This is a genomic window from Methylocapsa acidiphila B2 (assembly GCF_000427445.1).
Classification (GTDB): Bacteria; Pseudomonadota; Alphaproteobacteria; order Rhizobiales; family Beijerinckiaceae; genus Methylocapsa; species Methylocapsa acidiphila.
Map to the genome: position 1 here is coordinate 3431600 of NZ_KE386496.1, position 20156 is coordinate 3451755.

The window sequence follows — 20156 nt, forward strand, 5'->3', positions numbered from 1 at the left end:
AAAAAAACCTGGAAGCGCCGGCTGCGCATTTATGGTTTTTTCATGGAACGAACCGCGCAGCTTGGACGTTCAATGCCCGACAGCAAGACGCAGCGCATCGAACGGGGGTTGCCAAACGATGTTCCAGGTTCGCATTTCCAAGTCCAAGATTTTGGCGGCAGCCGCCGCCGTTTCTTTCATCGCGACGAGCGCGCAAGCCTTTGACGGCGGCGGATTCGCCGGTCTCTTCGGCAACCAGCCGCAGCAGCAAAACAACATTCAACATGCGAGCCTGCCGACCGAGCTCAATCATGAGACGCGCGCAACCCGCACCGTTGTGAACGATCCTACAGGCGAGCGCGCCGGCACGATCACGATCGACACCAAGAATCGCTATCTCTATCTGTCGATGGATGGCGGCAAGGCGATGCGCTATGACGTCGGCGTCGGACGCGAGGGCTTCGCGTGGCAGGGCCGCGCCTACATCGGCCGCCGCGCCGAATGGCCGACCTGGACTCCGCCAGCCGCCATGTTGAAGCGCCGTCCCGATCTTCCGCGCGTCATGAAAGGCAGCATCGCCAATCCGCTTGGCGCGCGCGCCATGTATCTCTACAACGGGCATGGCGACACAATGTTTCGCATCCACGGAACCAATGAGCCCGATACGATCGGCCAGGCTGTGTCCTCCGGCTGCATCCGCCTGCTCAACGACGACGTGGTCGACCTCTATCAACGGGTGAAAATCGGAGCGCCCGTGATCGTGCTTTAACTCCGAAAAAACGGTTGGAAGCAAAACTGGACCGGTTCCGGCGAAAGCCGAATCGGTCCTTCTTTGTTTTTGCGAGGGGTCGGATGAAGAGCGAAATTCTAGTTTTCGCCATTTTTATCCGATGAGATTAAAGCGGGCCGGGGGAACAAAGGAATTCAGCTGATCGAGTGTCCAGATGCGTCGTCCCGTTGCAAGCCTCGCCCTAAAGAATCTGTCCTTGCTGGCCGCAGGGGTTTCATTTTTCGTCTTCGCTGAGCCCGCCTCGGCGCAATGGCGCAATTATTACGGCTACCAAGCCTATCCTTCGTACCCGCCTTACGACTATCCGGCTTATCCAAATTTTTTCCCGGCCGACCCGCCGCCGCCCTATGTCGGCAATCCCTACCGCTACGGCCAGCCCGCCGCTCCCGCGCCCGCCTATGAGCCCGGCGATCCCTATGCGCCTCGCGCGGGCGCAAGAGGCTATCGCGAACCCTCGGGCCAAGAGGATGTCGAGCTTGGCGTTAATTTTCGCGAGCGCACCGCGACCACGGTGCAGAATCCGACCCGTGAGCCGCCGGGGACGATCGTGATCGACACAAGGTCGCGACATCTCTACCTTGTGCAATCGGGCGGAGGCGCGATCCAATATGGCATAGGCGTCGGCCGCCAGGGATTCGAGTGGAAAGGCGTGGCGCGCGTTGGCCGCAAGGCCGAATGGCCGCGTTGGATTCCGCCGAAGGAAATGTTGCAGCGACGGCCCGATTTGCCGGAGCAAATGGACGGCGGCATCGAGAATCCGCTCGGCGCCCGCGCCCTTTATCTTTACCAGGGCGATAAAGACACGCTGTTTCGCATTCACGGCACGAATGAGCCGGATTCGATCGGAAAGGCCGTGTCGTCCGGGTGCATCCGCATGATGAACGCCGACGTCATCGACCTTTATCAGCGCGTCGGGGTCGGCGCGCGGGTCGTCGTCCTTTAGCGCCGCGCGCGTTTCTGCTCTACCGCGGCAACAGGCTCGAGCCCATCAGGAAGGCGTCGACCGCGCGCGCGGTCTGACGACCTTCCCGGATCGCCCATACCACAAGGGATTGGCCGCGCCGCATATCTCCGCAGGCGAAGACGCGGGCGACCGACGTCGCATAGCCCTGCTGATCGGCGGCGACGTTTCCGCGCGCGTCAAAGGCCACTCCGAGGCTATCCAAGAGTCCGTCGTGAACCGGCGCGACAAAGCCCATCGCGAGCAGGACGAGGTCGGCCTTGATCTCGAACGCGCTGCCCGGAATCTCTTTAAGATTGTCATCGAGTCTGACGCAGACGAGCGCCTTCACCGCCCCATCCTTGCCGCGCAATTCCTTGGTGAGAACCGAGAACTCCCGCTTGGCGCCTTCTTCCTGCGACGAGGAAGTTCTGAGTTTCAAAGGCCAGTTCGGCCAGGTCAGAAGCTTGTTTTCCTTTTCCGGGGGCTGCGGGAGAATTTCAAGCTGGGTCACCGAAAGCGCGCCTTGGCGGATCGAGGTCCCGATGCAGTCGGAGCCGGTGTCGCCGCCGCCGATCACGACGACATGCTTGGCGGAGGCGAGGATCGGTTCATTGGTGTGAATCGGCTCGCGCCCGATGCGTCGATTCTGCTGCGGCAAAAATTCCATGGCGAAATGCACGCCGGAAAGATCGCGGCCCGGTACGGGCAGATCGCGCGGCTTTTCGGCGCCGCCGGCGAGAACGACGGCGTCGAAATCCTCCAGCAAGGACGTCGCGGCGATGTCGACGCCCACATTGACGCTGACGTGAAAGCTCACGCCTTCCGCCTGCATTTGATCGATCCGCCGGTCGATCAAATGTTTCTCCATCTTGAAGTCGGGGATGCCATAGCGCAACAGGCCGCCGGGCTTGGCGTTTTTCTCGAACACATGCGCGTCATGGCCCGCGCGGGCGAGCTGTTGCGCGCAGGCGAGGCCGGCGGGACCTGAGCCGACGATGGCGATTTTCCGGCCCGTCTTGACCTCGGGGATCTCGGGCCGCAACCATCCATTCGCCCAGGCGCGGTCGACGATCGCGCATTCGATCGTCTTGATCGTCACCGGATTGTCGGAGAGATTTAGCGTGCAGGAGGCCTCGCAGGGGGCGGGGCAAACCCGGCCGGTGAATTCCGGGAAATTATTCGTCGAGTGGAGATTGCGCGAGGCCTCTTCCCAATCCGAGCGGTAGACGAGATCGTTCCAATCGGGGATCTGATTGTTGACCGGGCAACCCGTGTGACAATAGGGGATGCCGCAATTCATGCAGCGCGCGGCCTGATCCTTGGTCGCTTCCTCCGAAAGCGGGATCAGGAATTCCTTGTAGTGGCGAATCCTGTCGGAGGCCGGCGCATAGCGTCGGTCACGTCGATCGATTTCAAGGAACCCCGTCACCTTGCCCATTGGAAATCCTCTGCCGGACGTAAGTCCGAAACAACGAATTGAAGTTTCCGGCCACTTCCGGAACGGAATGCCGCTATCGGATGCGCCGATGAACGTCGACGACGAAAGCCGACGCCAAAGGAGGACGCGCCGACGCTGGATCCGCGTCACAGCCGGCGCGGAGCTTCGCGCTGGCTGGGTCTCTCATCAGCCCTATTAAATCCCCACGGTTGCGAGAACGACCTGCTCGTGTTTCGCCACCATTTGCTCGATTGCGCGGCGGTATTCCACCGGCATGACCTTACGGAACTTGCCCTTGTAGTCGCACCAATGATCGAGGATCTCGCGCGCCCGCGCCGAGCCCGTGTAGCGCGCATGGTTCGCAATCAACTGATGCAGGCGTTCGGCGTCGAACCGGGTCATATCGGCCATGACGTCGACCCGCCCGTGCGAGTCGAGATCGCCGCCCTGGTGATAGCTCTTCTGCATTTCTTCTTCTTCCTCCGCGATCGGCTCGAGCTCGACCATCGAAAGATTGCAGCGGTCCGCGAAACGGCCGTCCTCGTCGAGGACATAGGCGATGCCGCCCGACATGCCGGCGGCGAAATTGCGCCCGGTCTCGCCGATGACGACGACGATCCCGCCGGTCATATATTCGCAGCCATGGTCGCCGACGCCTTCGACGACCGCGACCGCGCCGGAATTGCGCACGGCGAAACGCTCTCCGGCGACGCCGCGGAAATAGCATTCGCCCGAGATCGCGCCATAGAGCGCGGTGTTGCCGACAATGATCGAGTTCTCGGCCGCGGCGCGCGAGGCCGCCGGTGGATAGACGATGATCCGTCCGCCCGAAAGGCCTTTGCCGACATAATCATTGGCTTGCCCCTCGAGCTCGAGCGTGACGCCAGCCGCGAGCCAGGCGCCGAAGCTTTGGCCGGCAGTGCCCTTGGCGGCGATCTGAATCGTCCCGTCGGGCAAGCCGGCATGACCGTAGCGTTTTGCGATCTCGCCCGACAACATGGCGCCGATCGTCCGATTGGTGTTGTTGACGGTCGTTTGGATCTGCACCGGCGCGCCGGTTTCGATCGCAGCCTTGGCGTCTTCGATGAGCTTGCGGTCGAGCGCCTTGTCGAGGCTGTGATCCTGACGTTCGGAATGGAAGATCGGCTCGCCCGGCGCCGCTTGCGGCTTATGAAACAGCTTCGAGAAATCGAGGCCTTGCGTCTTCCAATGCGCGACCGCCTTCTGCTTGTCGAGCATTTGCATCTGGCCGATCATCTCGTCGAAGCGGCGATAGCCCATCTCGGCCATGAGCCGCCGCGTCTCCTCGGCGACGAAGAAGAAGAAATTGATGACATGCTCGGGCTGGCCGGTGAACCGCTTGCGCAGCACCGGGTCCTGCGTCGCGATGCCCACCGGGCAAGTGTTCAAGTGGCATTTGCGCATCATGATGCAGCCGGCCGCGATCAGGGGCGCGGTGGCGAAGCCGAATTCATCGGCGCCGAGCAAGGCCCCGACAACGACGTCGCGTCCGGTGCGCAAGCCGCCGTCGACCTGCACGGCGATGCGGCCGCGCAGCCGGTTCAGCACGAGCGTCTGATGCGTCTCCGCGAGCCCGATTTCCCACGGGCTGCCGGCATGTTTGATCGAGGTGAGCGGCGAGGCGCCGGTGCCGCCCTCGAAGCCGGAAATCGTGACATGATCCGCGCGTCCTTTGGAGACTCCGGCGGCGACGGTTCCGACGCCGACCTCGGAGACGAGCTTGACCGAGACATCCGCTGCGGGATTGACGTTTTTCAGATCATAGATCAGCTGCGCCAGATCCTCGATCGAATAGATGTCGTGATGCGGCGGCGGCGAAATCAGGCCGACGCCTTGCGTCGAATGACGCACCTTGGCGATGACGGCGTCGACCTTATGGCCGGGCAATTGGCCGCCTTCGCCGGGCTTCGCCCCTTGCGCCATCTTGATCTGAATCATGTCGGCGTTGACGAGATATTCGGTCGTCACGCCAAACCGGCCGGAAGCGACCTGCTTGATCGCCGAGCGCATGGAATCGCCATTGGGCAAAGGCTTGTAGCGATCGGATTCCTCGCCGCCTTCGCCGGTGTTGGATTTGCCGCCGATCCGGTTCATCGCGATCGCCAGGGTCGTATGGGCCTCGCGGGAGATCGAACCATAGGACATCGCGCCCGTTGCGAAGCGACGCACGATCGAGGCGGCGGGCTCGACCTCCTCGAGCGGGACCTTCGCGCGGCCGTCCTCCTCGGCGCTTTTGATGCGGAAGAGGCCGCGAATGTTCAAAGGCTGCTCGGACTGATCGTTCAACAGCGCGGCATAGGCGCGATAGGTCTCTTCTTGATTGCCGCGCACGGCATGTTGCAACAGCGTCACCGATTGCGGCGACCAAGAATGCGCCTCGCCGCGAATGCGGAAGGCGTAGTCGCCGCCGACGTCGAGCGCATTGCGATAGATCGGCGCGTCGCCGAAGGCGTCCTTGTGGCGGCGCAAGGTCTCCTGCGCGATCTCCGGCAGGCCGACTCCGCCGATGCGGCTCGCTGTGCCGGTGAAATAGCGCTGGACGAAATCCTCGGCGAGACCGACGGCGTCGAAGATCTGCGCGCCGCAATAGGATTGATAGGTCGAGATGCCCATCTTGGACATGACCTTCAACAGCCCCTTGTCGATCGACTTGATGTAGCGCTTGCAGGCCTCGTAGCCGTCGACGTCGTCGAAAAGCTCATCGGCCATCGCGGTGAGGGTCTCGAAGGCGAGATAGGGATTGATCGCCTCGGCGCCATAGCCGGCGAGAAGCGCGAAATGATGGACCTCGCGGGCCTCGCCGGTCTCGACGACGAGGCCGACCGAGGTGCGAAGCCCCTTGCGGATCAGATGATGATGCACCGCCGCCGTTGCGAGCAGCGAGGGAATCGGGATGCGGTCCGGCCCGGCGAGGCGGTCCGAGAGGATGATGATGTTGAATCCGCCCATTACCGCATGATCGGCGCGGTCGCAAAGACGCGTCAACGCGTCTTCCATGCCCTCAGCGCCCGCCTCCGCGGCATAGGTGATGTCGAGCGTCTTTGTCTCGAAGGCCTCCTCGAAATGACCGATCGAGCGGATTTTCTCGAGATCGCCATTGGTGAGGATCGGCTGGCGAACCTCGAGACGCTTGCGCTTCGAATTGCCTTCGTGGTCGAGGATGTTCGGCCGCGGCCCGATGAAGGACACGAGGCTCATCACCAATTCCTCGCGGATCGGATCGATCGGCGGGTTGGTCACCTGCGCGAAATTCTGCTTGAAATAGGTAAAGAGCGGCTTGGAATTGGAGGAGAGCGCCGAAATCGGCGTATCCGTGCCCATGGAGCCGACCGCTTCCTGCCCGGTCACTGCCATGGGCGACATCAGGAGCGAGAGATCTTCCTGCGTGTAGCCGAAGGCCTGTTGCCGGTCGAGCAGCGAAACATCGGTGCGGGTCGCGCGCGGCTCGACCATGTTCAGGTCTTCGAGCACGATCTGCGTGCGCTTCACCCATTCGGCATAGGGATGCGACAGGGCGAGCGCGCTCTTCATCTCGTCGTCGGAGATGATGCGGCCCTGCTCCAGATCCACGAGCAGCATCTTGCCCGGTTGCAACCGCCATTTGGCGACGATCCGCTCCTCGGGAATCGGCAGCACGCCGACTTCGGAGGCCAGCACGACGAGCCCATCGTCGGTCACGATATACCGCGCCGGACGCAATCCGTTGCGGTCCAACGTGGCGCCGATCTGGCGCCCATCGGTGAAGGCGACGGCGGCGGGCCCGTCCCAAGGCTCCATCAGAGCGGCGTGATATTCGTAGAAGGCGCGCCGCGCCTCGTCCATCTGCGGATTGCCGGCCCAGGCTTCCGGGATCAGCATCATCATCGCATGGGCGAGCGAATAGCCGCCTTGGACAAGGAATTCGAGCGCATTGTCGAAACAGGCCGTGTCCGACTGGCCCTCATAGGAAATCGGCCAGAGCTTGCTGATGTCATTGCCGAACAGGCCCGAGGCGACCGAGGCTTGCCGCGCGGCCATCCAATTGACGTTGCCGCGCAGGGTGTTGATCTCGCCGTTATGGGCGACGAGACGGTAGGGATGCGCGAGCGACCAGGTCGGAAAAGTGTTGGTCGAGAAACGCTGATGCACCAGCGAGAGCGCGGACTCGAAGCGGGGATCGGCGAGATCCTTGTAATATTCGCCGAGCTTGGTCGCGAGCAACAGGCCCTTGTAGACAAGCGTGCGCGAGGAGAGCGAGACGGGATAGAAACCCGCCGCGCGCGGATCGCGCAAATTATAGATCGCGTTCGAGATCACCTTGCGCAGGATGAACAGGCGGCGCTCGAAGGCGGCGGCGTCCTCGACATGAGGGCCGCGCTTGATGAAGATCTGCCGGCTGACCGGCTCGGTCGGCTTGACGCTTTCGCCGAGGCAGGAAGGGTCGACCGGGGTGTCGCGCCAACCGAGAAAGATTTGCCCTTCCTCGGCGACGACCCGCTCGACGATCGCCTCGACGATGCGGCGGCCTTCGGGATCGCGCGGCAGGAAGAGCGCGCCAATGGCGTATTCGCCTTCGGCCGGAAGGGCGAAGCCGAGTTCATTGGCCTTTTCCGCAAAGAAATGATGTGGGATCTGAACCAGCATGCCGCAGCCGTCGCCCGCCTTGGGATCGGCGCCGACCGCCCCGCGGTGATCGAGATTGCGCAGGATCTCGAGCCCCATCGCGATGATGTCATGCGATTTGCGATTGTGGAGATTGGCGACGAAGCCCACCCCGCAGGCGTCATGCTCGCGCGTGGGGGAATAGAGGCCCTGCTCGGCAGGCAGGCCGGGGTCAAGCTGGACGAAGGGGAGACAATTCGGGTCGGTCATCCCTGAACCTCTAGCAGAAATTTCCGCTTGTCGAAGCGAGGTTTTTCGCGCGCCGCTCGAGTCCATAACCGTTTCTCCTCCCCGGGCGCCAAGGTCGATCATTCCTGATCGGCGGCGTGCTTCCGCAATCTTGCGGCAATTCTAAATTACGGGCTTCACAATGGAAAATGGTCAGTATATCTGTCCTATTTATCGGGATGTGACAATACCGATTTCGTCTCGATTCACAAGCGTGGAAATTCCTGTGGCCTATGCTGATCGTGAGCCGCCCTGCGGCTAGCGGATCCGCACATTGGTCTTTAACGAAATTTCTGCCAATGTCAGGCTGGAGCCGGACCCAAATGGATTTCGCGAGCGACAACACGGCCGGGGCAAGCGAGCGCATTCTCGACGCCATCCTGGCGGCGAACGGCGGCCCGGCTTCGGCCTATGGCGAGGATCCTTTCACCGCCGGGGCCCGGGCCATTCTGAGCGAGACTTTTGAAAAAGAGCTCGTTAGCTTTCTCGTCGCGACCGGCACCGCCTCCAATGCGCTCGCGCTCGGCGCGCTTTGTCCCGCTTTCGGCGCCGTCTTTTGCCATCGCGAAGCGCATGTCATGGAAGATGAGTGCGGCGCGCCGGAAATGTTCACGGCCGGCGCCAAGCTCATCGGGATTCCGGGGGGCGCCGGAAAAATCGATCCGCGCGATCTCGCGGCGACCCTCGCGGCGTTTCCGCGGGGACCCGTCAAGCAAGTTCAGCCCGCGGTCTTGTCGCTGTCCCAGCCGACCGAAAGCGGCGCGCTTTACACTTGCGCTGAAATTTCAGAACTCGCCGCGATCGCCCATGACGCGGGGCTTCAGGTCCATATGGACGGCGCCCGCTTCGCCAATGCGCTTGTCGCGCTGCATTGCAAGCCGGCGGCGATGAGCTGGCTCGCCGGCGTCGACGTCCTGTCTTTCGGGGCGACGAAGAATGGCGCTCTCGCCTGCGAGGCGGTGATCTTCTTCGACGCGGCCAAAGCCGCGAGCCTTCCCTTTCAACGCAAGCGCAGCGGCCATTTGTTGTCTAAGGGACGGTTTCTCGGCGCCCAAATGATAGCTTATCTCGAAGACGGGCATTGGCTTGGCCTCGCCAAAACAGCGAATGCCCAGGCTGCGCGCCTGGAGGAAGGCCTCCGCGACGCGCCGGGCGTCCGCCGCGTCTGGCCGCGCCAGGCGAATGAGCTTTTCGTCATTCTTCCGCGCGAGACCGACGCCGCGCTCAAGGCGGCCGGCGCGCATTATTATGAATGGAGCCTCCGGACGCTCGATCCCGACGTGACGCCGCCGGCGCAGAATGAGATTTTCGTCCGGCTGGTCACGTCTTTCGCGACCCTCGACGAGGATATCGAGCGTTTCGTCGCCGTTGCTCGGGCGAAGCGCTGACCCGTGGTTTTGAAAGCGCTGGACAAGGAAAAGGGCGCCTCGGAGGAGACGCCCTTCCACTGCCACCGCGCCGGGCTAGGGAGGAGCGCCCGGCTCGGACTTACGCCGCCTGTTGAGTTGAGACGGCTTGCGGCCCGGACCCGGCCGCGGGTCGGCCGATGGGAATTTGACGCGGCTTGCGCGCTTCAGGAATTTCGCGCAGCAAATCGATATGGAGCAACCCGTTTTCGAGATTCGCGCCGGTCACATGAACATGGTCGGCAAGCTGGAAACGCCGCTCGAAGGCGCGCGCCGCGATGCCGCGATAAAGGATCTCGGCCTTGACGCCGCCGTTCTCGCTCACCGCCTCGCGTGAACCCTTGACCGTCAAAGTGTTCTCGCGGGTCTCGATCGAAAGGTCTTTTTCGGCGAAGCCAGCGACCGCGATCGAGATTCGATAGGCGTCATCCCCGGTGCGCTCGATGTCATAAGGCGGATAGCTCGGCGCGGCCTCGACGCCCGCGGCTTGGTCGATCAAGCTGAACAGACGATCAAAGCCGATGGTCGAGCGATAAAGCGGGGAAAGATCAAACTGACGCATTACGCATCCTCCATGATGAAGCGATTCGATACGGACCCGGCGATTCGCCCATGGCCCTGCTCACTTTTCAGCGCGTCCTCGATCGGCCCGCGCCAGAATGATGTGGGAGCGCCGGGCGCCGTTGCAAGAGGTCGCGGCGCGCGAAATTCGGCCTATTCAAATCGAGACAGCGCCCTAAGTCCGGGCTAAATAACGAAACGCCGAGCCGGCTTTCGCTCCGCCGCTTCACTCTTCTCGAGGGTGGATGAGACGGCCGGAACGCCGCGCTCGACGGCGTGAGATTTCGAAGCTAGGCGAGATCTTCGGAGCCGTTCGGTCCGCGGAGGTCGTCGCTCCAACTCTTGGAACGCGAATTTCCCTATGGATCTCCGTTCGACCGCCGATAATCCCGTTCCGCCCGACGCCGCTGTCGCTTGGATGAGAACGCGCGACAAGCTGACCCTCCGCGCCGCGTGCTGGACAAGCGGCCCGGCCGCGCGCGGCACGGTCGCGATTCTGCCTGGGCGCGCCGAATTCATCGAAAAATATTTCGAGGTCATCGGCGAATTGATCACGCGCAATTTCGACGTGGCGATCCTCGACTGGCGCGGGCAAGGCCTTTCCGACAGGCTCCTCGGCAATCGCCGCAAAGGCCATGTCCGGCGTTTCGGCGACTATGAAGCGGATCTCGACGCGCTGCAGGACGAGGTTCTCGCGCCTTTTTGTCGCAAGCCCTGGTTCGCGCTTGGCCATTCCATGGGCGGGGCGATCGCGCTGGCCCAGGCCCGCGCGGGCCGATCTCCTTTCGATCGCATTGTCGCGACGGCCCCCATGATCGATCTCAAGGGGCTACGATTCCCGCGCATGTCTCGATTTTTGGCGCGCGCCCTTTCGCTATGCGGCTTCAAGACCGCTTTTGTGCCGGGCGGCGGCGGCAGGCCTTACATGTCCTCCGGATTCCAAGGCAACTTGCTGACCTCGGACCCGGAGCGTCATGTCCGTTTCGCCTCGATCCTCGATTTCGCCCCGGAACTTGGCATTGGCGACCCAACGATCGGATGGGTGGACGGAGCCTTCCGGCTGATGCGCGGCTTCGAGGACGCCGAGTTTCCACGCCGGATCCTGACTCCGACCTTGATCATGGCCGCTGGCGACGACAAAATCGTCGACACGGTGGCGACAGAAACCTTCGCCGGCCGGTTGAAGGCTGGGCGGTTCATCACGCTGCCGCATGCGCGGCATGAAATTCTAATGGAGCGCGACGCCTTTCGGGAACAGTTCTGGGCGGCCTTCGACGCTTTCGTTCCGGGTCAGGACGAACCCAAGCAGCGTCGGATCCGCGCCGCCGGAGACCAGCGCGCTTCGGCCTGAGCGACGTCCCTCGGCCTTGCTCACGAGGCGCGGCCGCCAGAGTCTCCGCGAGGCTGAAAGTTCCCCAGCATGGCGACCAGATCGCCGCCGCGCCATTCGAGCCGACCGGCGAGCTCGAGTTCGAGCAATATGGCGCGAACCTCGCGCGCTTGACCTTCCGAGGCGCGCACCAACTCGTCGACCGAAACGGGCGTCGGCCCGAGCAGCTCGACGACGCGGGCCGCGAGATCCGTCGGCGATGGCGCGGGCCGCGTTTCGGCGGGGACGGTCCATGGACCAGGGGCCTCTACGGGCGTCGGGCTCCTGATGGCGCGCGGCGGAGCAAGATCGCGGAGCGTCGGATCTGCGCTGGCGTCGAGGGCTGCGCCGGCCTCGCCCGGCAGATCGAGCTCCTCCCAGAGCGGCGCGTCGAGCCCTTCGGCGAGGCCCGGCTCGAAAAGGCTGAAATGCTCATCCAAATCCCAGTCCTGCTTGGCGAGCGCCTCAATCACGTCTTGCGCGCTGGTGCAGAAGGTCGCCCCGTCGCGCAGCAGATCGTTCGTCCCTTCCGCGCGCGGATCGAGCGGCGAGCCGGGCGCGGCGAAAATCTCGCGGCCTTGCTCGGCGGCGAAGCGCGCGGTGATGAGAGAGCCAGACCGGCGGGCGGCCTCGATCACGACGACGCCGCGCGACAATCCGGCGACGATCCGATTGCGGCGCGGAAAATCGCGTCCGCGCGCTTCCCAGCCGAAGGGCATTTCGCTGATCGCCGCGCCCTGATCGACAAGCCGCTCCAGCAGCCCCGCGTGGTCGGTCGGATAAATATTGCCTAAGCCTCCGACCAGCACCGCAATCGTGCCGGTTTCGATCGTCGCTTGGTGCGCCCGCGCATCAATTCCGCGCGCGAGCCCCGAGACCACGACATGGCCGGCTCGCCCGACGCCGCGGGCGATCTGCTCCGTGAAGGCGAGCCCGGCCGCCGAGGCGTTGCGCGAGCCGACGATCGCGACTTTGGAGCGGGCGAGACAGGCAAGGCTGCCGCGCAGGGCGATCAAGGGCGGCGCGGCGTCGATTCGGCGCAGCAGCGCCGGATAGGCGGGCTCGCAAAATCCGATCAAAACGGCGCCAGCGCGCCGCATCGCCTCCAATTCGCGCTCGATGTCCTCGAAGGTTGCAAGGCGAATGGGCCGGCCCGGCCTGCCGCGCGCGATCAGATCCGGCAAAGCCTCGAGCGCGGCGGCGGCGGCGCCATAGCGGTCCAAAAGGACGCGAAACGTGCGAGGCCCGATATTCTCGCTGCGCGCGAGCCGCAGCCAGTCGAAGCGCTCCGCCTCGGTCAACGCTCTGGCGGCGACGGAGGCGAGGGGCTCGGCCATTCAGCTTCGCCCGATCTTGGTCTCGGAGCCGGCGCGAAGGCGATTGATATTCGGCGCATGCTTGGCCCAAAGGAGGACCGCTAGAAGCGCAAAAAGCGCCGCGGCTTCCGGCCGGTGGAGGGCGAGCAGAACCAAGGGCGTCGCCGCGCTCGCCGAAAGCGCGGCGACCGAGGAATAGCGCGTGGCCCAGGCGACGGCGAGCCAGCTCAGGCCGAAAGCGAAAGCGGCTGGCCAAGCAAGGCCCAAAAGGCAGCCGATGAAGGTCGCGACGCCCTTGCCGCCCTTGAACCCGAGCCAGACGGGAAATAAATGGCCCAAAAACGCGCCGAGCGCCGCCGCGAGCGGGGGGTGGCCAGGCGCAAGGGCCGCGACGAGCAGGACCGCGGCGGTTCCCTTCAGCAGGTCGAGCAAGAGGGTCAGCGCCGCCAGGTCCTTGCGCCCCGTGCGCAGGACATTAGTCGCGCCGATATTGCCCGAGCCGATCGAGCGCAAATCCGCCGTGCCGCCGAGGCGCGTGAGGATCAGGCCGAACGGAATCGAGCCCAGGGCGTAGCCAAAGAGGAAGGCGAGGAGGAAAGGCACGTCGGCGACCGGTTTTCAGAGGCGAGGGACGGCTAGAGCCTAACCTTCCCGCGCCGGCGCGGCAACCGCGCGCCTCCGCTCAGTCGTTGGCGACCGTCCGCGTCTCGTAGGACGAGCCTTCGAGGGCGGTGAAAACGGAGAGGCTGTCGATCGCGCTGCGCAGGGCGCTGAGCGCCGTCGCCACGGCTTCCAGGTCCTCGCCGACATTGGCGTCGTCGAGATGGGCGGTGATCGCCTCCTCGGATTCGGCGGCGAGGTCGCCGATCTGCTTCAAGGAGTCGGCGAGAGGCTGCGGCATGTCGCGGCGGCCTTCGGCGGCGCGAAAGATCGTCTCGGCGAGCCTTTCGAGCCCTTTGGATTTTTCGAGCAGCGATCGCCGCGCCTCGGCTTCTTCTTCGCTATGCTGTCCGCTCATTCTATCCACTCCGCTTGATCGAAACGCCGGGCGCGGTCGCGCTGGCGCGCCCAATTTAATGGGGCTTGAAGACAATCGGTTCGGCGCCTGTCGTCTTCCGCGCTGCTGTAGCAGTCTCCAGGACGCGCCTCAATTGAGCCGCCCCGACGCCGGCCGCTCCGGCTCCTCGACAAAGACGGCGAGCGGGCTCGCCTGATGATGGACGAGCCGCCATGCGCCGCCGACGCGCCGGAACCAATTGGTCGAGGCGAGGGCCGAGCCGCCGACGATCTCGACGCAAAAGACCCGCGCCTCGTCGCCCGAGGCCATGACCTTTTCGTCGCGATGCTCGATCGGCTCCTGCATGGGATTGCTCAGGATCTCGCGATAGGAGTCGAGCACCGCCTTGCGGCCGATCAGCACCGGCCAGCCGGGATGGATGCAGGAAATCTCATCCTCGGCCCAGATGCCGCTCATGCGCGCGAAATCGGCGCCGACGAAGGCCTGGTAATAGGCGGAATTGGCCGCCAGGATCGCATCCAAATCTTTCATGGCGGGCAGGGCGCCTCAAACAGTCGAGGAAATCAAGCGGGGAGGCGTTTTTTCATCTTATAAAGAGGCGACCGCTTCCCGCGCCTTGGCGATGAGATCCTCCGCGCTGAGGATGGCGTCGGCGTCGGGGTCATGCAGGACGGCGCCGAACGACTTGGCGAGAGCCGCGCCGACGATCATGGCGCTGGCGAATTCCCGCACATCGCCGCTCCAACGAAAGGCGATCGCCGCGTCGCGCGCGCCGATCTGCGCCTGAAGGGCTGGAAATTTGGACAGATCCGCGTCGACGTCCTGAAAGCGCATGTCGAAGCCCGCGTCCTCGCCTTCGAGCGTGCAAGGCAGATAGCCCGCGGTTTTGAAGGGCGCATAGGCGTGATCAAGCTCGAGCTTGAATTTGAGGCCCGTGATCGCCTGCTGCAGATCCTTGCGGCTCGGCGCGTCCTTGCGGTCCAGATAGGCGGTTTGGCTGCGCGGCATTGGCTCTCCCTTTGTCGATGGGCCGCCAAGCTGAAGCAAGAAGCTGGCCGGGAGTGGGCGGATAGAGGGCCACACGGCGGATCTGTTCGTTTTTGGTGTGGAGGTGCCAGAAGCGGCTCTTCGACCGCTTGGCGGGATCCATTTCAGCTCCAGTAAAGGATCCCCGGCTCGAGCCGATTCATTTCCGAAAACATTGGAAATCTGTAGAATGCCGCGCTTGCGGCGGAAGACGCATGTCGCCAGCTTCGGAAGCGCCGTAGGACATTGTCATGAACCCGGTTGAAACCGTCGAACCACTTGTCGAGGCCACCTTCGAATTCGATCTCGTCGGTCGGGTCCGCAACCTCGGTCTGCCAGCCTCCGCCACAAACTCATTGCTCCCATTGTTCGAAGCAGTAAGCAATGGGCTCCACGCCATTGATAGCCGCTGGAAGGACATGGCGTCCTCCGCTGGCGAGATCAAGATCACAATCCTACGGCGTGGTGACAGGGAAGACGGCGGCATTGTGGGATTTAAGGTCACCGATAATGGCGTCGGTTTAACAGAGGAGAACTGGAAGTCATTCCGGACATCCGACTCAGACTTGAAGATCACTCGGGGCGGTAAGGGCATAGGTCGGCTTGCTTGGCTCAAGGCATTCAGCGATTGTGAGATAATCAGTCAATTCGAGGGCGTCGACGGCTGTATGCAACGGTCGTTCTCGTTTACACTGCATAAGGGGCGGAATCCCATCCATTCTCACGAACTGAAGCGGATGACACCGCAAAGAGAGATTGGCACCACTGTTCATCTCTGTCCGTTTGAGATAAGTTTCGAAGCGCATTGCCCCAGGAAGGCATCGACTATCGCCGCAAAGTTGGTTGGACACTTCCTAAGCTACTTCGTGACTGGAAGCCTCCCGCGGATAACGCTGATCGATGGCGTAGAGACTATCAACCTGCAAACCTACTACTCAGACAACCAACAGCGGCATGACCATAAAATACTTGAAGTTACCCTCGACCTACTAGAAAAGCCGTCGAAATTTGACATCTACCATGTGCTCCTCCGCAAGCAGCTCAAATTCCAAGAGGGTGGGCATCATTGGATTTTCTATGCAGGGAACGAGCGCGTCGCTGACCAGGAGATGATTGACAGTCAACTCGGGCTCAAATACCTCGGTGAAAACGGTGATTGCGTATATGTCGGACTGGTCACTGGGGAATACCTAGATAACCATGTGAATCAAGAGCGGACTAGCTTCACCTTTTCTAGGGAGCAGATGGCCGAGATCCACAAGGCGGCGATCGCGTCGGCCAAGGAATTTCTTAAACAATACATCGACCGCATCCGCGAACAGCAGGTCGAGACGACGGATCGCATCATTCGGAATAACCCGCAGTTTCTACCGTTCCGTGATGCCCTCGCTGATTTCGTGGAAAACAACTTGTCGTTGAATACCCAGGGCGAGGAAGAGAAATTTCTTGAGCTGAGCCGCAGGAAACTACGTGCAAAACGCCGGCTGGATGGGCAACTAAAGACGCTGAAAGATGAAGGTCCTGATAGCGTTCAGGCCAGCGTCGAGCAGATCACGAAGGCTCTCAACGATGAGAAAAAAGGCAGTCTTGCTGAATATGTCGTTCGGCGTAAGGCGATTCTCGACCTGCTGGATTCTTCATTGGCTTTCAAAGACCAAGCAAAACGAAAGCACTACAAGGAAGAGGTGATTCACGATCTAATTGTCCCTCTACGATCAAATTCAGAAGATCTAGACTACAACCAACATAACCTTTGGATACTTGACGATAGATTGGCGTTTTATTCGTTTTTCCGTAGTGACAAGCCATTCAGCACCTTCACCGACGGAGACAGCGGGCGGGAACCTGATCTCGCTATCATTTTTGAGCAGTCTCTTGCCTTTCGTCGGGAGGGGAGGGATGAGCCGGTTGTAATCATCGAATTCAAGCGACCAGGCCGAACCGAATATGACGGCAACTCAAACCCTGTGACTCAGGTACTTGAGTACGTAGACCTTTTTCGTGCTGGAAAAGCAGTAATGGACAAGAACGGTAACCTAATTAAGCCGATCACTATGGCAACCCGGTTCGTCTGCTTCATCGTGGCTGACTTTACCGACAACCTGAAAAAAGTCCTTCGTTACTCGATCGCCTCACATCCGACAGCCGACGGTGAGGGCTTCTTCGGAGTGTCGACGGAGCACAACGCCAGCATCGAGGTTCTGCCGTACTCGAAAATACTCCGCGATGCAAAAATCAGAAACGAAGCATTTTTCAAGCATCTCGGTTTGGATTGATAGCTGGACGAGCGACGCAGGAATTCGCAAGCCTGAACCCAAAATTTTGTACCGTCTGGTTTGCCTCCTTTAGACCGACCCTCACTCCCCGCCAAACACAATCTCCCCCCGCCACGAGCGTCAGCTTCACTTTTCTCTCCATCCGCGCCTCATCGAACGGCGTGTTCTTGCAGCGCGAATGGAGTTTCGCCGGATCGACCACATAGGGCTCATCGGGATCGAAGCGGATGAGATCGGTCGGCGCGCCGATTTTCAGCCGTCCTTGCGGGAGGCCCAGGATCTCGGCGGGGCGGATCGTCATGGCGGCGAGCAGGCGGCGTTCCAAAAAAGCTCCGATGATCATTCAAGGGACTCGTAGGCGACAAAGCTCAGATATGAGGCGAGCGCGTCAATTTCATTTGGGGACAATGCGCGCGTAATTTGAGGCATGGGCTCAGCCGCTGCATGAAACCCTTGGCCCCACTGCTCGAGTCTTCTTTTCAAATAGGCATGGGACAGCCCGCCCAAACGCGGAATTTCTCTGATCCCCTCGGCATTGGGACCGTGGCAGACAAGGCACGCGGCGACATTGGCCTCGGCGATCCCCAGCTCATAGATCGCTCGCCCCTGGGCCGCGAGCTGCGGATCTCCGTCATTGGCGGCTTTGGGCGGCAATGACGAGAAATAGGCAGCGAAATCCCGCATCGCTTCGGGACTGAGATTTGCTGTAGCGCCCCACATATATTGTTGCGACAAAGGATTGTCGCGGATATGCGCGCTAAAGCTCAGAAGCTGATTCTCGATGTATTTTTCTCTTTGTCCGGCCAGTCGCGGCGCCGTGGAAAATCCCTGCGCCGACGATCCATGACACCAGGTGCAATTCCGGATCGGAAGAGACTCGCCTGCTGACAGCGGACCGGCAAGGGAAAAAACAATCGCCACGATCGCCGTTTTCGACTTGATGCGTTTCATGATCCAAGCTCTCGCGGCCTGTATGGCGATTGGATTCATCTGAGACTGCCGACATAGGCCGCGATGGCGGCGACCTGCGCCTGCGTCAGATTATGCGTCGTCGCCGCCATGATGAACGACGTGTCGTCCTTCGCTGGACCTTGACCTCGTTCTTTGCTCCAATTGCCCAATGTCTTGACTGTGTAGGGAAAGAGCTGGCCCGCCAACCGAGGAATTTCGCCTTGGCCCTTGGCCTCCGGACCATGGCACGCGGAGCATGCTGGTATATTGGCTTCGGGCAATCCAAGTTCATAAATTGTCTTTCCTAAGGCCACGGGCTCCTTTGGCGCTCCGCCTATAGGATTCGTATTGAGATCCTTGAAATGGGCCGCCAAGGCCGCGACCATCGACGGACTGAGCGCATGCGCCACATTGGCCATGACGGGGTTCGACCGTCTGCGTTCATAAAAAGCCCGCAACTGATTCTCGAGATATTTGGGCTGCTGCCCAGCAAGTCTCGGCATGGGAAAATATCCACGATATCCCTGTCCCGACAGCCCATGACAGGTTTTGCAATAGTCGAGCTTGGCCCGAAGCTCTTGCGATGAAAAGCCGGGCCCGCCCATCTCGTCGGCGCGGCTTGGCGCCGAAAGAACAAGCGCTAGGACCGCTGCTGGCAAAGCCAATCGTAAACCAATGACTTTCATGATCCGGCCTCCGCGTTCTTCGTTTGCTGTTATTGCTCAATGATCTTCTTGCGACTCGGGAGACGCCGAGTTCATGCGGTTTTTTGCTCTCCTTGGCCAGGCGCGGCGCGCCGACGCCGGAATGGAGGCGCTGACGATTTTTGTATGTTTCAGACAAGGCGTGGCGCCCCTTTTCGCTGCTACTTCAAGGGCGGGCCACAGCTATCGACGAATTCGGCTTTTTCAGCGCTCCAAGATGGCTTTTGGCGGATGCAACGTTCTTTTCTGGATTGGCGGCCTCGATCAGATAGCAATATGTGCTCAAATGGTCCCGTCATGATAAGCAGCTATGAAGACCGTTGTGCGTTCAAAGCCTCAGGCCGGCCAAATTTTGTTGATGTGATCCTCTTCGGCAACACATGCCCGATGCCGACGATTCCCCCCCAGAACGCTCGACTGGCTTGCGTCGCGGCAATCTCTGGATTTTGGTTTGGATCAGCTCTCGGACAGTCATTGCGCGAGATAATGGTGGACGCCCGATCATGAAGATCTTCAGCTTACAGCCCCTTTTGCAAGCGGCGATTCTCGCCATCGTTTTTTCTGCGACGGGTCGCGCCGAGGACAGCGTTCCGGCGGCGTTCTCCAAGCAAGAGCTCGATGCGAAAATAGGATATTGCAAAACATGTCACGGGCTGTCCGGCCAGGGCTTTCGCGGAGCGTCTCCCATGCCGAGACTTGCGGGGCAGCAGCCCGAATATCTCGAAAATCAGCTGAAGGCCTTTATCGAGCGCAGGCGGACGAACCCTGTCATGTTCAACGTGGCCCATGTCTTGAGCCCGTCGATGGTCACGGCTTTGGCCGCGCATTTCAAGGATCTAAATCCCAAGCCGCTGGGCGGCGCGCCACGGGATCTCGCGCCGGCGGGGAAAAAAATCTATGATGAGGGACTGCCCGACGCCAACGTGCCTCCATGCGCCTCCTGTCATGGTCCGGAGGCCAAAGGCGAGGGGGCGTTTCCCCGTTTAGCGGGCCAGCTTCATGACTACCTCTCTAGGAAGCTGGCGAATTGGAGCAAAGAGCGGGGTCAGGACCCGGCAAAGCCAGATACGTCAGCAATTATGGAACCGATTGCCCATGGCCTGACGGAGCAGCAGATGGCCGCCGTCGCGGCCTATCTCAGCGATCTGGAATAGGCCCATCCTTTGATTCGGATCATCTCGCCAATCACCCAACCATAACGCCCCTCTGCGGCGAGTCTTGTCGTTCAGTGGCGGGATACGCGTTTAGGGCTATCGATCAAGCCCGCTGACCCACGCCGCCAAAGGGGTCTCGACGCGCGCCGCCTCACTCCCCGCCAAACACAATCTCCCCCGCCACGAGCTTCAGCTTCACCCCCCACCTCTATCCCCGCGCCTGGTCAAACGGCTGTTCTTGCAGCGCGAATGGAGTTTCGCCGGATAGACCCCATAGGGCTCGTCGGGATCGAAGCAGATGAGATCAGCCGGCGCGCCGACCTTCAGCCATCCTT

General features: G+C 61.6%; 16 protein-coding genes and 1 pseudogene. 6 read left to right on the plus strand and 11 right to left on the minus strand.

Annotated elements, in window-relative coordinates; genetic code table 11:
• Positions 1–118: 118 nt before the first annotated feature.
• Complete coding sequence (locus METAC_RS0118945; protein ID WP_026608221.1) at positions 119–748, plus strand: L,D-transpeptidase; 630 nt, start codon at positions 119–121, stop codon at positions 746–748.
• A 175-nt stretch (positions 749–923) separates the two neighbouring features.
• Positions 924–1712 carry a L,D-transpeptidase gene (locus METAC_RS26015; protein ID WP_026608222.1) on the plus strand — a complete coding sequence of 263 codons (789 nt, stop codon included), beginning with the start codon at positions 924–926 and terminating at the stop codon, positions 1710–1712.
• Positions 1713–1731: 19 nt separating this feature from the next.
• Here METAC_RS26015 and METAC_RS0118955 read toward each other — a convergent pair whose 3' ends face one another.
• Both METAC_RS0118955 and gltB read right to left on the minus strand, forming a co-directional pair.
• Positions 1732–3150 carry a glutamate synthase subunit beta gene (locus METAC_RS0118955; RefSeq protein WP_026608223.1) on the minus strand — a complete coding sequence of 473 codons (1419 nt, stop codon included), beginning with the start codon at positions 3148–3150 and terminating at the stop codon, positions 1732–1734.
• Positions 3151–3345: 195 nt separating this feature from the next.
• Positions 3346–8088, minus strand: coding sequence for a glutamate synthase large subunit (gene gltB, locus METAC_RS24555; protein ID WP_084144052.1), 4743 nt, complete (start codon positions 8086–8088; stop codon positions 3346–3348).
• A 275-nt stretch (positions 8089–8363) separates the two neighbouring features.
• On the opposite strand from gltB, the gene METAC_RS0118970 reads away from it, so the two are divergent.
• Positions 8364–9428: a threonine aldolase family protein gene (locus METAC_RS0118970; RefSeq protein ID WP_026608224.1), complete on the plus strand. Its 1065-nt coding sequence runs from the start codon at positions 8364–8366 to the stop codon at positions 9426–9428.
• A gap of 100 nt (positions 9429–9528) precedes the next feature.
• On the opposite strand, the gene METAC_RS0118975 is transcribed toward METAC_RS0118970, so the two are convergent.
• A complete protein-coding gene (locus METAC_RS0118975) occupies positions 9529–10008 on the minus strand; it encodes an Hsp20 family protein (RefSeq protein WP_026608225.1) in 480 nt (159 codons plus the stop codon).
• A gap of 360 nt (positions 10009–10368) precedes the next feature.
• Between METAC_RS0118975 and METAC_RS24560 the strand changes: the two genes are divergently transcribed.
• Positions 10369–11358, plus strand: coding sequence for an alpha/beta fold hydrolase (locus tag METAC_RS24560; protein WP_051335690.1), 990 nt, complete (start codon positions 10369–10371; stop codon positions 11356–11358).
• Positions 11359–11378: 20 nt separating this feature from the next.
• Here the strand turns inward: METAC_RS24560 and dprA are convergent, their stop codons facing one another.
• From dprA to METAC_RS0119010, 5 genes are all read right to left on the minus strand, one after another.
• Positions 11379–12713, minus strand: a complete 1335-nt coding sequence (gene dprA / locus METAC_RS0118990; RefSeq protein ID WP_051335691.1) for a DNA-processing protein DprA — start codon at positions 12711–12713, stop codon at positions 11379–11381.
• A complete protein-coding gene (gene plsY / locus METAC_RS0118995) occupies positions 12714–13295 on the minus strand; it encodes a glycerol-3-phosphate 1-O-acyltransferase PlsY (RefSeq protein WP_026608227.1) in 582 nt (193 codons plus the stop codon).
• A 79-nt stretch (positions 13296–13374) separates the two neighbouring features.
• The gene (locus tag METAC_RS0119000; protein WP_026608228.1) at positions 13375–13710 is read right to left on the minus strand and encodes a hypothetical protein; all 336 of its coding nucleotides are present in this window, start codon (positions 13708–13710) and stop codon (positions 13375–13377) included.
• A 129-nt stretch (positions 13711–13839) separates the two neighbouring features.
• Complete coding sequence (locus METAC_RS0119005; protein ID WP_026608229.1) at positions 13840–14241, minus strand: nuclear transport factor 2 family protein; 402 nt, start codon at positions 14239–14241, stop codon at positions 13840–13842.
• A 57-nt stretch (positions 14242–14298) separates the two neighbouring features.
• Entirely contained in the window at positions 14299–14718 is a 420-nt protein-coding gene (locus METAC_RS0119010) for a hypothetical protein (RefSeq protein ID WP_026608230.1), read from the minus strand.
• A gap of 269 nt (positions 14719–14987) precedes the next feature.
• On the opposite strand from METAC_RS0119010, the gene METAC_RS0119015 reads away from it, so the two are divergent.
• Positions 14988–17012 carry an ATP-binding protein gene (locus METAC_RS0119015; protein ID WP_026608231.1) on the plus strand — a complete coding sequence of 675 codons (2025 nt, stop codon included), beginning with the start codon at positions 14988–14990 and terminating at the stop codon, positions 17010–17012.
• A gap of 106 nt (positions 17013–17118) precedes the next feature.
• Here the strand turns inward: METAC_RS0119015 and METAC_RS27235 are convergent.
• The 3 genes and pseudogenes from METAC_RS27235 to METAC_RS0119030 all read right to left on the minus strand — a co-directional run.
• Positions 17119–17328: pseudogene (locus METAC_RS27235) on the minus strand (amidohydrolase family protein); the annotation flags it as partial.
• A gap of 23 nt (positions 17329–17351) precedes the next feature.
• A complete protein-coding gene (locus METAC_RS0119025) occupies positions 17352–17963 on the minus strand; it encodes a c-type cytochrome (protein ID WP_026608233.1) in 612 nt (203 codons plus the stop codon).
• A gap of 35 nt (positions 17964–17998) precedes the next feature.
• The gene (locus tag METAC_RS0119030; protein ID WP_036255724.1) at positions 17999–18649 is read right to left on the minus strand and encodes a c-type cytochrome; all 651 of its coding nucleotides are present in this window, start codon (positions 18647–18649) and stop codon (positions 17999–18001) included.
• Between the two features lie 788 nt (positions 18650–19437).
• On the opposite strand from METAC_RS0119030, the gene METAC_RS27240 reads away from it, so the two are divergent.
• Positions 19438–19821, plus strand: a complete 384-nt coding sequence (locus METAC_RS27240; RefSeq protein ID WP_245257524.1) for a c-type cytochrome — start codon at positions 19438–19440, stop codon at positions 19819–19821.
• Positions 19822–20156: the final 335 nt, after the last annotated feature.

Bases quoted from the DNA above. Each gene is read 5' to 3' on its own strand.
- METAC_RS0119015 (WP_026608231.1), top strand. From the start codon at position 14,988: ATGAACCCGGTTGAAACCGTCGAACCACTTGTCGAGGCCACCTTCGAA.
- METAC_RS0118945 (WP_026608221.1), top strand. From the start codon at position 119: ATGTTCCAGGTTCGCATTTCCAAGTCCAAGATTTTGGCGGCAGCCGCC.
- METAC_RS24560 (WP_051335690.1), top strand. From the start codon at position 10,369: ATGGATCTCCGTTCGACCGCCGATAATCCCGTTCCGCCCGACGCCGCT.
- METAC_RS0119030 (WP_036255724.1), bottom strand. From the start codon at position 18,649: ATGAAAGTCATTGGTTTACGATTGGCTTTGCCAGCAGCGGTCCTAGCG.
- METAC_RS0119000 (WP_026608228.1), bottom strand. From the start codon at position 13,710: ATGAGCGGACAGCATAGCGAAGAAGAAGCCGAGGCGCGGCGATCGCTG.
- METAC_RS27240 (WP_245257524.1), top strand. From the start codon at position 19,438: ATGTTCAACGTGGCCCATGTCTTGAGCCCGTCGATGGTCACGGCTTTG.
- gltB (WP_084144052.1), bottom strand. From the start codon at position 8,088: ATGGACTCGAGCGGCGCGCGAAAAACCTCGCTTCGACAAGCGGAAATT.
- METAC_RS0119010 (WP_026608230.1), bottom strand. From the start codon at position 14,718: ATGCCGCGCAGCCAAACCGCCTATCTGGACCGCAAGGACGCGCCGAGC.
- dprA (WP_051335691.1), bottom strand. From the start codon at position 12,713: ATGGCCGAGCCCCTCGCCTCCGTCGCCGCCAGAGCGTTGACCGAGGCG.
- METAC_RS0118975 (WP_026608225.1), bottom strand. From the start codon at position 10,008: ATGCGTCAGTTTGATCTTTCCCCGCTTTATCGCTCGACCATCGGCTTT.
- METAC_RS0119005 (WP_026608229.1), bottom strand. From the start codon at position 14,241: ATGAAAGATTTGGATGCGATCCTGGCGGCCAATTCCGCCTATTACCAG.
- METAC_RS26015 (WP_026608222.1), top strand. From the start codon at position 924: ATGCGTCGTCCCGTTGCAAGCCTCGCCCTAAAGAATCTGTCCTTGCTG.
- METAC_RS0118970 (WP_026608224.1), top strand. From the start codon at position 8,364: ATGGATTTCGCGAGCGACAACACGGCCGGGGCAAGCGAGCGCATTCTC.
- METAC_RS0118955 (WP_026608223.1), bottom strand. From the start codon at position 3,150: ATGGGCAAGGTGACGGGGTTCCTTGAAATCGATCGACGTGACCGACGC.
- METAC_RS0119025 (WP_026608233.1), bottom strand. From the start codon at position 17,963: ATGAAACGCATCAAGTCGAAAACGGCGATCGTGGCGATTGTTTTTTCC.